The organism is Pseudomonas crudilactis, assembly GCF_013433315.1.
GTDB classification, from domain to species: domain Bacteria; phylum Pseudomonadota; class Gammaproteobacteria; order Pseudomonadales; family Pseudomonadaceae; genus Aquipseudomonas; species Aquipseudomonas crudilactis.
The window spans coordinates 44,256-58,856 of record NZ_WXVV01000005.1; the positions used below are offsets into that span (position 1 = coordinate 44,256).

At 60.8% G+C, this 14,601-nt stretch carries 13 protein-coding genes; 7 read left to right on the top strand and 6 right to left on the bottom strand.

Translation table 11 applies throughout. The features are described 5' to 3' along the window. Positions 1–2 precede the first annotated feature (2 nt). The 3 genes from GTU76_RS07090 to exaC all read right to left on the bottom strand — a co-directional run bounded on the left by GTU76_RS07090 (position 3) and on the right by exaC (position 4,783). Positions 3–1,397: an ethanolamine ammonia-lyase subunit EutB gene (locus GTU76_RS07090; protein ID WP_175553122.1), complete on the bottom strand. Its 1,395-nt coding sequence runs from the start codon at positions 1,395–1,397 to the stop codon at positions 3–5. Positions 1,398–1,582: 185 nt separating this feature from the next. Beyond that, on the bottom strand, positions 1,583–2,953 hold the full coding sequence (eat, locus tag GTU76_RS07095) for an ethanolamine permease (RefSeq protein ID WP_175553123.1): 1,371 nt from the start codon (positions 2,951–2,953) through the stop codon (positions 1,583–1,585). Positions 2,954–3,262: 309 nt separating this feature from the next. Further along, positions 3,263–4,783: an acetaldehyde dehydrogenase ExaC gene (gene exaC, locus GTU76_RS07100; RefSeq protein ID WP_180698327.1), complete on the bottom strand. Its 1,521-nt coding sequence runs from the start codon at positions 4,781–4,783 to the stop codon at positions 3,263–3,265. A gap of 301 nt (positions 4,784–5,084) precedes the next feature. Here exaC and GTU76_RS07105 point away from each other — a divergent pair, with 301 nt between their 5' ends. The 4 genes from GTU76_RS07105 to GTU76_RS07120 all read left to right on the top strand — a co-directional run bounded on the left by GTU76_RS07105 (position 5,085) and on the right by GTU76_RS07120 (position 9,533). Next, entirely contained in the window at positions 5,085–6,998 is a 1,914-nt protein-coding gene (locus tag GTU76_RS07105) for a sigma-54-dependent Fis family transcriptional regulator (RefSeq protein WP_180698328.1), read from the top strand. A gap of 264 nt (positions 6,999–7,262) precedes the next feature. Next, entirely contained in the window at positions 7,263–8,612 is a 1,350-nt protein-coding gene (gene mpl / locus GTU76_RS07110) for a UDP-N-acetylmuramate:L-alanyl-gamma-D-glutamyl-meso-diaminopimelate ligase (protein WP_007909560.1), read from the top strand. Next, positions 8,609–9,256 carry a flavin prenyltransferase UbiX gene (gene ubiX, locus GTU76_RS07115; protein ID WP_007909567.1) on the top strand — a complete coding sequence of 216 codons (648 nt, stop codon included), beginning with the start codon at positions 8,609–8,611 and terminating at the stop codon, positions 9,254–9,256. Before mpl ends, ubiX begins: the two co-directional genes overlap by 4 nt. Further along, entirely contained in the window at positions 9,249–9,533 is a 285-nt protein-coding gene (locus tag GTU76_RS07120) for a YceK/YidQ family lipoprotein (protein WP_175553125.1), read from the top strand. The genes ubiX and GTU76_RS07120 overlap by 8 nt, the downstream gene beginning before the upstream one ends. Positions 9,534–9,639: 106 nt before the next feature. Here GTU76_RS07120 and GTU76_RS07125 read toward each other — a convergent pair whose 3' ends face one another. The 3 genes from GTU76_RS07125 to GTU76_RS07135 all read right to left on the bottom strand — a co-directional run bounded on the left by GTU76_RS07125 (position 9,640) and on the right by GTU76_RS07135 (position 12,594). Beyond that, positions 9,640–10,281 carry an oxidoreductase gene (locus GTU76_RS07125; RefSeq protein WP_016986105.1) on the bottom strand — a complete coding sequence of 214 codons (642 nt, stop codon included), beginning with the start codon at positions 10,279–10,281 and terminating at the stop codon, positions 9,640–9,642. Between the two features lie 27 nt (positions 10,282–10,308). Continuing rightward, positions 10,309–12,036 carry a C13 family peptidase gene (locus GTU76_RS07130; RefSeq protein WP_175553126.1) on the bottom strand — a complete coding sequence of 576 codons (1,728 nt, stop codon included), beginning with the start codon at positions 12,034–12,036 and terminating at the stop codon, positions 10,309–10,311. A gap of 102 nt (positions 12,037–12,138) precedes the next feature. After that, positions 12,139–12,594: a MaoC family dehydratase gene (locus tag GTU76_RS07135; RefSeq protein ID WP_007909575.1), complete on the bottom strand. Its 456-nt coding sequence runs from the start codon at positions 12,592–12,594 to the stop codon at positions 12,139–12,141. 194 nt (positions 12,595–12,788) lie between these two features. Here GTU76_RS07135 and GTU76_RS07140 point away from each other — a divergent pair, with 194 nt between their 5' ends. Genes GTU76_RS07140 through GTU76_RS07150 form a run of 3 tightly spaced genes read left to right on the top strand, consistent with a single transcriptional unit; the run spans position 12,789 to position 14,468 of the window. Beyond that, positions 12,789–13,151 (top strand): CidA/LrgA family protein, encoded by a 363-nt coding sequence (locus GTU76_RS07140; RefSeq protein ID WP_016986107.1) that lies wholly within the window; start codon positions 12,789–12,791, stop codon positions 13,149–13,151. After that, positions 13,151–13,867: an LrgB family protein gene (locus GTU76_RS07145; protein WP_016986108.1), complete on the top strand. Its 717-nt coding sequence runs from the start codon at positions 13,151–13,153 to the stop codon at positions 13,865–13,867. Before GTU76_RS07140 ends, GTU76_RS07145 begins: the two co-directional genes overlap by 1 nt. A 10-nt stretch (positions 13,868–13,877) precedes the next feature. Beyond that, positions 13,878–14,468: an LON peptidase substrate-binding domain-containing protein gene (locus GTU76_RS07150; RefSeq protein ID WP_016986109.1), complete on the top strand. Its 591-nt coding sequence runs from the start codon at positions 13,878–13,880 to the stop codon at positions 14,466–14,468. Positions 14,469–14,601: the final 133 nt, after the last annotated feature.

Consider the following 14,601-nt stretch of genomic DNA (forward strand, 5'->3'; position numbering starts at 1 on the left):
ACTCATCCCAGTTGCGCCAGTGCCTGGCGGAAGGCCGGCGGCAAGTTGTTGCCAAAGCGAACCTTGCCGTCCGCTTGCGTGAAGATGCCCATGTGGGCCAGCCATTGCTCGAACTCCGGCGCCGGTTTCAGGCCCAGGGTCTGCCGGGCGTAGAGCGCGTCGTGGAACGACGTGGTCTGGTAATTGAGCATGATGTCGTCGGAACCGGGGATGCCCATGATGAAGTTGATCCCGGCGACCCCGAGCAACGTCAGCAGGGTGTCCATGTCGTCCTGATCGGCTTCGGCGTGGTTGGTGTAGCAGATATCGCAGCCCATCGGCACGCCGAGCAATTTGCCGCAGAAGTGGTCTTCGAGGCCGGCGCGGATGATCTGTTTGCCGTTGTAGAGATATTCCGGGCCGATAAATCCTACAACCGTGTTCACCAGAAACGGCTTGAAGTGTCGCGCTACCGCGTAGGCTCGGGTCTCGCAGGTCTGTTGGTCGACGCCGTGGTGGGCGTTGGCCGACAGCGCGCTGCCCTGACCCGTCTCGAAATACATCAGGTTCTGCCCGAGAGTGCCGCGATTCAGGCTCAGGCCGGCGTCATAGCCTTCCTGCAACACGTTCAGGTTGATGCCGAAACTGGCGTTGGCCGCTTCGGTGCCGGCAATCGACTGGAACACGAGGTCCAGCGGCACGCCACGATTGATCGCCTCGATAGAGGTGGTGACGTGAGTCAGCACGCAGGCCTGAGTCGGGATGTCGTAGCGCTGGATGATCGCGTCGAGCATCTCCAGCATCGCGCAGATCGAGGCGATGCTGTCGGTGGCCGGGTTGATGCCGATCATCGCGTCGCCATTGCCGTAGAGCAGACCGTCGAGAATGCTCGCGGCGATGCCGGATGGCTCGTCGGTCGGGTGATTGGGTTGCAGGCGCGTGGAGAGACGCCCGCGCAGGCCGAGGGTGCCGCGAAACTTGGTTACCACGCGAATCTTTTGCGCCACCAGCACCAGATCCTGCACGCGCATGATCTTCGATACGGCGGCGACCATTTCCGGGGTCAGGCCGGGGGCGAGGTTGCGCAGGCTGGTTTCATCGGCGGCGTCGCTGAGCAGCCAGTCGCGGAAACCACCGACGGTAAGGTGGCTGACGACCGCGAAGGCCTGCTTGTCGTGGGTGTCGATGATCAGTCGGGTGACTTCATCGGACTCATAAGGAATCAGCGCCTCTTGCAGGAAATGCCTGAGCGGGATGTCGGCCAGGGCCATTTGTGCGGCCACGCGCTCGCCGTCATTGAGCGCGGCGACGCCGGCGAGGAAATCCCCGGAGCGCGCCGGGCTGGCCTTGGCCATGACGTCCTTGAGGCTGTCGAAGCGATAGGTCTGGGCGCCGACGGAATGGGCGAATGCGGCCATGGGGCGGTGTCCTCCAGTAATTGCTGCAATCTGCTTTTGTGTAGGAGTGAGCCTGCTCGCGATGCAGGCAACTCGGTGCAACAGTCATACCGCGCTGGTGCCATCGCGAGCAGGCTCACTCCTACAGGGTATTGTGTGCACCTCTATATAGCGGGCACCGGGTGAAAGGCCCGGTGCCGGTGCAACTAGATACCTTCGAGCATAGCGTCTGCCGGCGCTTCGGAGCGTTGCTTGGCGGTCAGCTGGAAGTACAGATAGCCGGCGGCCATGAATCCGAGGAACACACAACCGATCAGCGTGTTGAACCACGCCATCGCGATCAGGCACACCACCGCCAGAAACAGCGCGATGGCCGGCACGATCGGGTAGCCCGGTGCGCGGAAGGTCCGTTCCAGGTTCGGTTCGGTCTTACGCAGCCTGAACAGGCTGAGCATGCTGATGATGTACATCACGATCGCGCCGAACACCGACATGGTGATCATCGCGGCGGTCAGGGTCATGCCTTGCAGATTGACCAGCCCGTCGCTGTAAATCGCCGCGATGCCGATCACGCCACCGGCCAGAATCGCCCGATGCGGGGTCTGGAAGCGCGACAGTTTGGCCAGGCCTTTCGGCAGATAACCGGCGCGGGCGAGGGCGAAGAACTGACGCGAGTAACCGAGGATGATCCCGTGGAAACTCGCCACCAGGCCGAACAGGCCGATCCACACCAGCATGTGCATCCACGTCGAGTTATTGCCGACCACGGCTTTCATCGCCTGCGGCAGCGGGTCGTTGATGTTCGACAGTTGGCGCCAGTCGCCGACGCCGCCAGCCATGACCATCACACCGATGGCGAGGAACACCAAGGTCAGAATGCCGCTGACGTAGGCTTTGGGAATTGTCCGTTTCGGGTCTTTGGCTTCTTCGGCGGCCATGGCAGCACCCTCGATGGCGAGGAAGAACCAGATCGCAAACGGTATCGCTGCGAAGATCCCGGGGATCGAACCCATGGTGAATTCATTCGAGCCCGACCAGCCGTTGAGCACGAAATTGCTGAAGCTGAAGCCCGGCGCGACCACGCCCATGAACACCAGCAACTCGGCAACGGCGAGCACGGTGACCACCAGTTCGAAAGTCGCGGCGATGCTGACACCAAGGATGTTCAGGGTCATGAACACGAAATACGCGCCGACGGCGGCGATCTTCGGATCAAGCTCCGGGTATTGCACATTCAGATAGGCGCCGATGGCCATGGCAATTGCCGGGGGCGCAAAGACAAATTCGATCAGCGTGGCGATGCCGGCGATCAATCCGCCTTTTTCGCCGAATGCCCGACGGCTGTAGGCAAACGGCCCGCCCGCGTGTGGGATGGCGGTGGTTAATTCGGTAAAGCTGAAGATGAAGCAGGTGTACATGGTCGCGACCATCAATGCCGTGACCAGAAACCCGAGCGTGCCGGCGGTGCCCCAGCCGTAACTCCAGCCGAAGTATTCGCCGGAAATCACCAGGCCGACGGCAATGCCCCACAGATGCAGGGTGCCGAGTGTGGGTTTGAGCTGTGTGGTGGAAGTCATAAGTCCTCTCTGTTTTTTATTGTTTGATCTGTTGGACTTTCGGGTGCAGTGGTTGGGTGGATGAGTGCTGTTCACGCAGCGGCAGTTGTCACGCAAAACCTGAATGACGGGTACGCAAGGGCCGTGCCAGAGCGGCCAGGTCATTGTGTGTTGTGTCATTGAGGACGCCTTCGCGAGCAAGCTCGCTCCCACAGTGGATTTGTGGTGAGCCTGTATATATGGGGCGACACAACTCCCCTTGTGGGAGCGAGCCTGCTCGCGAAAGCGGTTGAGCGGGCGACACAGAAGTATCTGAGTCGCCCGAAGGTTTTAGAAGAAGCCCAACGGATTGATGTCGTAGCTCACCAGCAGGTTTTTCGTCTGCTGATAGTGATCGAGCATCATCTTGTGGGTTTCACGGCCCACGCCAGACTTCTTGTACCCGCCAAACGCGGCATGCGCCGGGTAGAGGTGGTAGCAGTTGGTCCACACGCGACCAGCCTTGATCGCCCGGCCCATGCGGTAGGCGCGGTTGATGTCGCGGGTCCACAGACCGGCGCCGAGGCCGAACTCGGTGTCGTTGGCAATGGCCAGGGCTTCAGCTTCGTCCTTGAACGTGGTGATGCTCACCACCGGGCCAAAGATTTCTTCCTGGAACACGCGCATCTTGTTGGTGCCCTTGAGCAGGGTCGGCTGGATGTAATAACCGGTCGACAGATTGCCTTCGAGTTTTTCCACCTTGCCGCCAGTCAGCAACTCGGCGCCTTCGCCCTTGGCAATTTCCAGGTACGAAAGAATCTTGTCGAATTGCTGCTCGGACGCCTGCGCGCCGACCATGGTGTCGGTGTCCAGCGGATCGCCGCGCTTGATTTGCAGGACTTTCTTCATGACGACAGCCATGAACTCGTCGTAGATCGATTCCTGCACGAGCGCGCGGGAAGGGCAGGTGCAGACTTCGCCCTGGTTGAAGAACGCCAGCACCAGACCTTCAGCGGCTTTCTCAATGAACGTCGGCTCGGCCTGCATGATGTCTTCGAAGAAGATGTTCGGCGATTTGCCGCCCAGTTCCACGGTCGATGGAATGATGTTTTCGGCCGCGCACTTCATGATGTGCGAGCCAACCGGAGTCGAGCCGGTGAAGGCGATCTTGGCGATGCGTTTGCTGGTCGCCAGCGCTTCGCCGGCCTCTTTGCCGTAACCCTGAACAATGTTCAGTACGCCCGGCGGCAGCAGGTCGCCGATCAGTTCCAGCAGCACGGTGATGCCCAGCGGCGTTTGTTCGGCAGGCTTGAGCACCACGCAGTTGCCGGCAGCCAACGCTGGCGCAAGTTTCCACGCGGCCATCAGGATCGGGAAGTTCCACGGGATGATCTGGCCGACCACGCCCAGCGGTTCATGAATGTGATAGGCCACGGTGTTGCCGTCGATTTCGGCAGCGCTGCCTTCCTGGGCACGCAGGCAGCCAGCGAAGTAGCGGAAATGGTCGGCAGCCAGCGGGATGTCGGCGTTGAGGGTTTCGCGGATGGCTTTGCCGTTGTCCCAGGTTTCGGTGATCGCTAGCAGTTCGAGATTCTGTTCGATGCGGTCGGCGATTTTCAGCAGGATCAGCGAGCGCGCCTGCACGGAGGTCGCGCCCCATGCGTCGGCAGCGGCATGGGCGGCGTCCAGTGCCTTGTCGATGTCTTCGGCACTGGAGCGGGGAAATTCGGCAATCGGTTGGCCATTCACTGGCGAGGTATTGGTGAAGTACTGACCTTTGACAGGCGCGACGAACTCGCCGCCGATGTAGTTACCGTACTTGGCTTTGAACGAGACTTTGGCGCCTTCAGTACCGGGGTGAGCGTAACGCATGATGATGTTCTCCTTGGCTTTGTACTTATTAGAGAAACGCGCAAGTGCGCTTGCCATAAGCGTAGAGCAAAGGTCGGGCCACTGCCGTTCAGGGCAGGTAAATCAAGGGCTTGGCAGGTTTATGTCGGACGAGTGGATTGTGCCTGTGACGGTTTCGGTACAGGTCGGGTGACAGTTTGTACCGCTTTCGGCACAGCTGATGACCGGGCAGTCTTGCCAGCATTGCAATGCGTCGATGGCTGGAGGATGCTGGGCATCACCTCAGCATTCGGCCGTCGAGCCTCGGGGAGAACAATAAGAAATGCACGACAACCATTTGAGCCGCCATGCCCAACAGGTTCTCACCGCTACCCAGGGCAAACCGCACCTGCACGGGCCCGGTGCCGATCCGTCGATTGCCCGTTCGTGGCTGCGCTGTCTGGAGGACTATCACCTCGACCCCGCGCTGAGCATGGCGCCAACCGTGCTCGAACACGGCCGGGTACTGGAAAGCCGCGAGCGTCTGCAACAGGTATTGCAGATCGCCGGCAATGAAATGAGCAGCCTGCATCAACAGCTCTCTGGCGCTGGCCATGCGGTGCTGTTGACTGACGCGCGCGGGGTGATCCTCAACTGTGTCACCGCGCCGGCCGAACGCAAGATCTTCGAACGCGCCGGGCTCTGGCTGGGTGCTGACTGGAGCGAGGCCTGCGAAGGTACCAACGGCATCGGCACCTGCCTGGTCGAACGTCAGGCGCTGACCATCCATCAAGACGAACACTTTCGCGGTCGCCACACCGGCCTGACCTGTTCGGCGAGCCCGGTGTTCGACCCGCATGGCGAACTGCTGGCGGTGCTCGACGTGTCCTCGGCGCGCCACGACGTTTCGCGGCAGAGCCAGTTCCACACCATGGCGCTGGTCAATCTGTCGGCGAAGATGATCGAGAGTTGTTACTTCCTGCGCTGTTTCGATAACCAATGGTTGCTGCGCTTTCATTTGCAGGCCGAGTCCGTCGGGCTGTTCAGCGAAGGCTTGCTGGCGTTTGACGGGGAAGGGCGGATCAGTGCGGTGAATCAGAGTGCACTGAATTTGCTCGGGCATATTCGCGGTGGTTTGCTGGGTAAACCGGTGGAGGCGCTTTTCGATTGTTCACTGGATGAATTGCTTGGCCGCGCGAGTGCCAATGCCAGCGCCAGTTGGCCGTTGCGCACCCGTGACGGGAGACATTTGTTTGCCGTGCTGCGCGGTGAGTCGCGCAAGCCTCTACCTTTTGTATCGACGCCAGTCGTGGCTGAGGCCCCGCGCCTTTCGGGCATATGCCTCGGTGATGAAACGTTGCAGGCAGATTTTCGCAAAGCCCTGCGCGTGTTCGAGCGTGATGTGCCGCTGCTGATCAACGGCGAAACCGGCTCCGGTAAAGAAGCTTTCGCCAAGGCTGTGCACCAGGCCAGTCAACGCTCCGCCAAATCCTTCGTCGCGCTCAACTGCGCGGCCATTCCTGAGAGCCTGATTGAAAGCGAACTGTTCGGCTATCGCGGCGGCAGCTTCACCGGCGCGCGCAAGGACGGCATGCGCGGCAAGCTGCAGCAGGCCGATGGCGGGACGTTGTTCCTCGATGAAATCGGCGACATGCCGCTGGCCTTGCAGACTCGGCTGTTGCGAGTTCTGGAGGATCGTCAGGTGGTGCCGATCGGCGGCGAGCCGGAGTCGGTCAACGTGCGGATCATCAGTGCCACCCACCGCAATCTGCTGGAGCGGGTCGCGGATGGCAGCTTTCGCGAGGATTTGTATTACCGGCTCAATGGGCTGGAAGTAGCGTTGCCGGCGTTGCGTGAGCGTAGTGACAAGTCGCAGTTGCTGGATTTCCTGCTGGCCGAGGAGGCGGGCGGTGAAACGATAGTGATCGACGAGGCGGCGCGTCAGGCTTTGCTGGCGTTCAACTGGCCGGGGAATGTGCGGCAGTTGCGCAATGTCCTGCGCACGTTGGCGGCGTTGTGTGATGAGGGGCGGATCGGGGTGGAGGATTTGCCGGTGATGATTCGGCAGGGGCGGGTGCCGATTTTTCAGCCTGATTCATCTGAACATCCACTGGAAGACGCCGAGCGGATTGCGCTGCTTAAAACGCTGGAGCAGACGCGGTGGCACATGACGCATACGGCGGAACAGCTTGGGGTCAGCCGTAATACGCTCTATAGAAAACTGCGTAAGCATGGCATTGAGCGGCGAGTCAGTTAGAAGGCCCTCACCCTAGCCCTCTCCCAGGGGGAGAGGGGACTGACCGGGTCGCTCACTGATTTACGCCGACCTGAAATATCGAGCCGAACTCAGAATATAAGAGCAGCACAGATCGGCTCCCTCTCCCTCGGGAGAGGGCTGGGGTGAGGGGCCGCAATCTACAGTCGAGCCAAAATGCCAGGCCCACCCACCCCGCCCCTCACCTAAAGAGTGCGATTTCCCCCTCCCTACGCTAACCTGCGGCCATGTTTTACGAGGTCGACTATGCACATTCATATTCTGGGTATCTGCGGGACTTTCATGGGCTCGATGGCGGTGTTGGCCAAAGAGCTGGGCCATCACGTGACCGGTTCCGACGCCAACGTCTATCCGCCGATGAGCACACAGCTTGAAGCCCAGGGCATTCAGCTGACGCAGGGCTATGACCCGGCGCAACTCGATCCGGCGCCGGATCTGGTGGTGATCGGCAACGCCATGTCCCGCGGCAATCCGGCGGTGGAATATGTCCTGAACAAAGGCCTGCCGTACGTCTCCGGCCCGCAGTGGCTGGCTGACCATGTGCTGCAAGGGCGCTGGGTGCTGGCGGTTGCCGGCACTCACGGCAAAACCACCACCAGCAGCATGCTCGCCTGGGTGCTGGAACATGCTGGCATGAGCCCGGGCTTCCTGATTGGTGGCGTGCCGCAGAATTTCTCGGTGTCGGCGCGACTGGGCGGTACGCCGTTCTTCGTGATCGAGGCCGACGAATACGACAGCGCTTTCTTCGACAAACGCTCGAAATTCGTTCACTACCGTCCGCGCACCGCGATCCTCAACAACCTTGAGTTCGATCATGCTGACATCTTCCCGGATCTGCCGGCGATCGAGCGGCAATTCCACCACTTGGTACGCACCATTCCGAGCGAAGGCCTGGTCATCCATCCGACCACCGAACCGGCTTTGCAGCGTGTGATCGAAATGGGCTGCTGGACCCCGGTGCAGACCACCGGTGCTGGCGGCCAATGGCAGGTCAAACTGTTGAGCGAAGATGGTTCGGCGTTCGAAGTGATGTTCGAAGGCGTGTCGCAAGGCACCGTCGAGTGGGAGCTGACCGGTCAGCACAACGTCGCCAACGCCTTGGCCGCTCTGGCGGCTGCGCGTCATGTGGGTGTGGTGCCGTCGATGGGCATCGCCGGGCTGAGCGCGTTCAAAAACGTCAAACGCCGCATGGAGAAAGTCGCCGAGGTGCGTGGCATCACCATCTACGACGACTTCGCCCACCACCCGACCGCCATCGCCACCACCCTCGACGGTTTGCGCAAACGCATCGGTGACGCACCGCTGATCGCCATCATCGAACCGCGCTCCAACTCGATGAAGCTCGGCGCACACCGTGACGGTTTGCCGGATAGCGTGGTCGATGCCGATCAGGTGATCTGGTACGCCCCGGCCAACCTCGGCTGGGACCTGGCCGGCACTGCGGCGCTGTGCACGGTGCCGTCGATTGTCAGCGATTCGCTGGAAGGCATCATCGAACGCGTGAAGAGCCAGGCTCAACCCGGCACTCACGTAGTGATCATGAGCAACGGCGGCTTCGGCGGCCTGCACGGCAAACTCGCCGAGGCGCTGCAATGAACACTCGTTTTGAGAGCAATGGCCCGGAACGCATCACCCTGGCGATGACCGGCGCCTCCGGCGCGCAGTATGGTTTGCGCCTGCTCGACTGTCTGGTACGTGAAGATCGCGAAGTGCACTTTCTGATCTCCAAGGCTGCGCAATTGGTGATGGCGACCGAGACCGATGTCACGCTGCCACCCAAACCGCAGATGATGCAGGCCTTCCTCACCGAATACACCGGGGCTGCCGCCGGGCAGATTCGCGTGTACGGCAAGGAAGACTGGATGTCGCCGGTGGCCTCCGGGTCTGGCGCTCCGGCGGCAATGGTCGTGGTGCCGTGCTCAACGGGCACGCTATCGGCCATTGCCACGGGTGCCTGCAACAACCTGATCGAACGCGCGGCCGATGTGACATTGAAAGAGCGTCGTCAGTTGATTTTGGTACCGCGTGAGGCGCCGTATTCGAGCATTCATCTGGAGCACATGCTCAAGCTGTCGAACATGGGCGTGACCATTTTGCCGGCGTCGCCGGGTTTCTATCATCAGCCGCAGACCATCGATGATTTGATCGATTTTGTCGTGGCGCGGATTCTCAATCTGCTGGGCATTCCGCAGGACATGCTGCCGCGTTGGGGTGAGCATCATTTGAGCAGCGATGAATAAGCTGCTGGTGATTGGGCTGGTGATGTTGCTGACCGGGTGCGCCACGGCACGCACGCTGGATGCGGCGAAACCGGGGGCACCAGTGGTGTACTCCGGAACGCGGCTGGATTTGTATGCATTGAATGGTGGGTGTTGCGCGATGGATCGCTTCGGGGCTGAAGCGCCGAGTTATCCGGGGCTGGATCTGCCGGCGAGTGCGTTGCTCGATACGCTGTTGTTGCCGTTGTCATTGCTCACGGTGATTGGCGTGGGTTTTCAGGCGACTGGCGGATTATAGGGGACCGCTACGCACTCCATCGCGAGCAGGCTCGCTCCCACAAGTGGACGCGGTGCAAATGTGGGAGCGAGCCTGCTCGCGAAAGCTTTCCTCCAGGCGCTATAGATTATTTGCCCAGCTTGCGCAGCTCATCCGACTCGATCACCCGCACCCCATCCTGCTCTTCCAGCGCCAATCGCCACATCGCCCGCGCCAATTGGCACGCTTCGATGCCCCGGTATTTCCCCGGAATCAGCTTCGACAACGGCCCGGCCAGTTGCTCGGCCAGACGCGGTTCAGTCCGTTCACCCAATAACAGCGACGGCCGGCAAATGGTCAATTGCGGCCAGTCCTGCGCACGCAGTGCCTGCTCCATTTCACCTTTGACCCGGTTGTAGAAAACCGACGATTTCGGATCGGCGCCAATCGCGCTGATCACAATCAGATGCCGCGCGCCCATCTCCCGCGCGCGTTTGGCAAACGCCACGACCATGTCCAGATCGACCGCGCGAAACGCCGCTTCGGAGCCGGCCTGCTTGATGGTGGTGCCGAGGCAGCAATAGGCGATATCGACCCGGCCGCTGAGTTGCGGCAGAAACACCTGCGGGTCGCCGACGGGGTTTTCCAGGTGCGGATGTTCGGCCAAAGGTCGACGGGAAGGGGCGAGCACGCGAGAAATCGTTGGCTCGTTGAGCAAACGGTCGAGTAGATGTTCACCGGTCAAACCGGTGGCTCCGGCAAGCAATACGTGCTGAGGCGTCAAGTACATAGTGTCTCTCCCTTGATACTGTTCAGCTTAGTTGCTCTTTATCGCTCCGTCGTTCAATGCAGCACTTTGCAAAGCTTTTCTTGCTTGCTGTTTGCGCAGCAGTTGCCAGTGCGCCAACACGGTTTTCGGCGCCCAGATCTGCGGCTCCGAGGCTTCGAAATTGTCCGCCAGTTCACGCTCGGCGACGGTGGCCTTGGCCAGTTTGAAGGCTTGCTCCAGGTCATCGGTCTGGTTCAGCGCCTGGGCGAAGAGCGCATCACCGAAGTAGGTGAAGTTGGCTTCTTCCGAGCAGCCGAAGGACACCCGATCGGCGCGCGAGGCAGTCATGATCAGCGTGCGTTCGTCCTTCAGCGCCGGGATGAAACCGCCGGAGTAGCACGACGAAATCACGATGATCTTGTCGCGATTCTTTAACGGCGCGAGCACGGCGGCGAGTTCGTCGGCGGGCAGGTCGGCCAGTTCCATGCGCGGCTGGTCGAGCACCAGCTCATGCTCGGCGGTGCCGTGGCTGGTCAGGTAGATGAACAGCAAATCTTCCGGGCCGCTGCGTTCGGCGAGGGTTTGCGCGGCGCGGCGCAGGTTTTCGCGCGTGGCCATCGGCCGGTCGCCGAGGTGGTCGCGGTGGTTGACCAGACGGATCTGGCCGTAAGCGCCGAAGCGCGTATTGAGCATGTTGGCGACGTAGTCGGACTCGCGCAGGAACACACTCTGCTTGCCGTCACCGCCGAGGGTCAGTGTGTATAACTCGACCGCTGGGGTTGAAGCGGGAATGGCAGTCAGGGCTTCATCAAGCAGACGGCCCTGAGCGAGCAAACCAAGCTCGAGCGTATCGGGCAGCAACTTGCCATCGGCGTCGCGCACGCGCTGGCCGTTGATCCAGCTGCCGCTCATGACGCTGCCATCGGTGAGCACCAGAGTGCCACGCCCGGCGTAGCTGTCGTTGTCGAAGCCGCCGATATAGAAGCTGCCGTCAGACAGGTTCAAGCGGCCCTGACCGCTGAAGCGCCAATCACTGAACGTCCCGATGTAATGGCTGCCGTCGGCGCCGATCAGTTCGCCTTTGCCGGTCAGCGCGCCTTCCTTGAACTGGCCGAGCCAGACATCGCCGTCAGCGTTTTCGTAGCGGCCCTTGCCGTGCAATTGATTGTTCTTGAAGCCGCCGACATAGATGTCGCCGTCAGCGCTGTTGAACGTGCCGTTGCCTTCCAGCTGACCATTGACGAAATGCCCGCTGAACGTGTTGCCACTGGAGTCGCCACGCTGACCTTCGCCGTTGGGCTTGCCGTGGGCGAACTGGCCTTGATAGGAACTGCCGTCGTCCATTTCCAGACGGCCGAGGCCGGAATACTGGTCAGCCCTGAATTCGCCCCGGTAGGTCATGGCGTTTTCTTTCAGGGTGCCTTCGCCGTCACGCCGGCCCTGCTTGAAGCCGCCGGTGTAACTGCTGGCGTTGGTGGTCAGGCTGCCCTGACCGTCGAACAGGCCTTGCTGGAACTGGCCGCGATAGACCTCGCCATTGCTGCCATGCCATTCGCCCTGGCCATGCCACTGGCCCTTGTCGAACTGCCCGGCGTACCAGCTGCCATTGGGGTAGTCGACGCGTCCCTGACCTTGCAGCAAGCCATCGACCAGTTCGCCGCGATAGCGTCCGCCATCCGGCAGGCGTGCATCCGGGGGCAGCAGCGATTCGCCGTCGCCGCACGCGGTAAGCATCAGGGTCAAGGCAATGGGGGCGAGGGCAGCGAGTGAGCGCATAGCGGGATCCGGGCAATTAGGCGACCGAGTATGCCGCAGCTATGCGTCGCATATATAGAGACGTGACGCGAAACAGCGTGCGCTGCTTCGCATCCGGAACGATCAGACGAAGCAGAGCGACAGTGGCTCGGCGATATAGGCCGGTTTGTCCGAGCCTTCTATCTCCAGCGTTGCGGTGGCTTTGAGCAGCCACTGCCCGGGTTTTTTCTCGGTCACTTCGCCCAGATCGACCTTCAGGCGGACTTTCGAGTTGACCTTGACCGGCTGGATGAAACGCACGCTGTCCAGGCCGTAGTTGACCACCATCTTCACGCCTTGCGGCAGGATCAGGATGTCTTCCATCAATTTCGGGATCAGCGACAACGACAGGAAACCGTGGGCAATGGTGCTGCCAAATGGCGTTTGCGCGGCTTTGACCGGGTCGACATGAATGAACTGATAATCACCGGTGGCTTCGGCGAACAGGTTGATGCGTTCCTGATCGATGGTGAGCCATTCGGAACGTCCGAGTTCCTTGCCGACATAATCTTTGAGCTCTGCAACGGGAACATAGGGCATTGAGACTCTCCTTGGGTTCATCGGTTTTATAGTTTTTCAGGTGGGGGGATTTGACCTCCCTGCGAACCACTGTAGATCATCATGGCGATTTGCTCTGGTCAACCGACCATGCTTTTGGCGAATGCCGGTCCATAGCGCAGGCGTGCTTATAATGCCGAGCCTCTGCTGGGCGAAAAGTAAGACGGAGATGTCGGATGTTGCTACGTGGCCTGACCCTGCTGGTGCTGTTTCAATTGCTCGGCACGGCGCTTAATCATTTGCTGTTGCCGGTACTGCCGGGGCCGATCATCGGCCTGCTGCTGTTGCTCGTATTCCTGATCGTTCGCGGTGAAGTCGGCGAGCCGCTGAATCTCGCGGCCGGCAGTCTGCTGCGTTATCTGCCGCTGCTGCTGGTGCCGCCGGCGGTGGGGGTGATGGTTTATGCGAGCGACATTGCTGCCGATTTCTGGGCGATTGTCGGCGCACTGGTGCTGTCGCTGATCCTGTCGATGGCCTTCGCCGGGGTGCTGATGCAGCGCCTGGTCAAGCGTCATGCGCACCGCACGGAGGAGTCCTGATGCTCTTCGACTGGCATGGTGCCTGGGCTTCCGTTATCCATCATCCGCTGTTCGGCATCGGTATCACCCTCGGCGCCTATCAGCTGGTGTTGGCGGCGTTCGAGAAAACCCGCTGGATCTTTCTGCAACCGGTGCTGGTCTCCATGCTGTTGGTGATCGGTGTGCTGGTCGGCTGCGGCCTGAGCTACGCCGAATACCGCAAGAGCACCGAGATCCTCAGCATTCTGCTCGGCCCTGCCACTGTGGCGCTGGCGGTGCCGCTGTACCTCAACCTGCGACGTATTCGGCAATTGTTCTGGCCGATTTTTACTACGCTGGTGATAGGCGGGGTTGTGGCAACGGGCATGGGCGTGGCACTGGGCTGGTGGTTCGGTGCTGAGCACATGATCCTGATGACCATGGCGCCGAAATCGGTGACCTCGCCGATTGCCATGTTGGTCGCCGAGCAGATCGGTGGTGTTGCGGCGCTGGCCGCTGTGTTCGTATTGATCACCGGGGTGATTGGCGCGATCTTTGGTCCGACGCTATTGAACCGCCTCGGCGTGCACAGCCCCGAAGCGCGCGGCATGGCACTTGGCATGACCGCCCACGCGGTCGGCACGGCGGTGGCCATGCAGGAAAGTGATGAGTGCGGTGCCTTTGCGGCGCTGGCGATGAGTCTGATGGGCGTGGCCACGGCGGTGTTCCTGCCGTTGGCGGTGTCGATGGTGGTGTAAGGAAATGTCTATGAGTCTGCCGCTTTTCCCGCTGAACACGGTGCTGTTTCCCGGTTGCAATCTCGATTTGCAGATATTCGAGGCGCGCTATCTGGACATGATCGGCCGCTGCATGAAACAGGGCGGCGGCTTTGGCGTCGTGTGCATCCTTGAGGGCCATGAAGTCGGCGCTGCCCCAGAAGGTTTTGCCTTGGTCGGATGTGAGGCGCGCATCACCGATTTCCAGCAGCAGGACAATGGTCTGCTGGGGATTCGGGTGCAGGGCGCTCGACGCTTCAACGTGTTACGCACCGAGGTGCAGCGTGATCAATTGATCATCGCCGATGTCGAGTGGCTGGACGAGGAGCCCGAGCAACCGTTGCAGGACGAAGACGCTGACCTGATGGCGCTGCTCAAGGCATTGGCGGAGCACCCGATGGTGGAGGCGCTGAACATGGGTATCGAAGCGCTGGGGCAGCAGTCTTTGGCCAATCAATTGGCTTATCTGTTGCCTTTCGCTGAAGAAGACAAAATCGACCTGCTACAACTCGATGATCCGCAACAGCGACTCGATGCGATCCAGGCGTTGCTCGATGAGTTGCAGGGCGAATTGTTCGCATAGTGACACTTCGATGGGCCCCCGCCACCTGCCCGCAGTGTTTGGGCTTTTCTTCGGCAAGATTCACTGGCGCTCGTTGTCGGGCCCAATAGTGGTCAGGCTCCGATGTGACGAGGAACATCACATCGGGCGCTTG

Coding starts and splice junctions, on each gene's coding strand:
- GTU76_RS07140 (WP_016986107.1), top strand. CDS start 12,789: ATGTTGCTACGTGGCCTGACCCTGCTGGTGCTGTTTCAATTGCTCGGC.
- exaC (WP_180698327.1), bottom strand. CDS start 4,783: ATGCGTTACGCTCACCCCGGTACTGAAGGCGCCAAAGTCTCGTTCAAA.
- GTU76_RS07090 (WP_175553122.1), bottom strand. CDS start 1,397: ATGGCCGCATTCGCCCATTCCGTCGGCGCCCAGACCTATCGCTTCGAC.
- GTU76_RS07125 (WP_016986105.1), bottom strand. CDS start 10,281: ATGTACTTGACGCCTCAGCACGTATTGCTTGCCGGAGCCACCGGTTTG.
- ubiX (WP_007909567.1), top strand. CDS start 8,609: ATGAACACTCGTTTTGAGAGCAATGGCCCGGAACGCATCACCCTGGCG.
- GTU76_RS07120 (WP_175553125.1), top strand. CDS start 9,249: ATGAATAAGCTGCTGGTGATTGGGCTGGTGATGTTGCTGACCGGGTGC.
- GTU76_RS07130 (WP_175553126.1), bottom strand. CDS start 12,036: ATGCGCTCACTCGCTGCCCTCGCCCCCATTGCCTTGACCCTGATGCTT.
- eat (WP_175553123.1), bottom strand. CDS start 2,953: ATGACTTCCACCACACAGCTCAAACCCACACTCGGCACCCTGCATCTG.
- GTU76_RS07150 (WP_016986109.1), top strand. CDS start 13,878: ATGAGTCTGCCGCTTTTCCCGCTGAACACGGTGCTGTTTCCCGGTTGC.
- GTU76_RS07105 (WP_180698328.1), top strand. CDS start 5,085: ATGCACGACAACCATTTGAGCCGCCATGCCCAACAGGTTCTCACCGCT.
- GTU76_RS07145 (WP_016986108.1), top strand. CDS start 13,151: ATGCTCTTCGACTGGCATGGTGCCTGGGCTTCCGTTATCCATCATCCG.
- mpl (WP_007909560.1), top strand. CDS start 7,263: ATGCACATTCATATTCTGGGTATCTGCGGGACTTTCATGGGCTCGATG.
- GTU76_RS07135 (WP_007909575.1), bottom strand. CDS start 12,594: ATGCCCTATGTTCCCGTTGCAGAGCTCAAAGATTATGTCGGCAAGGAA.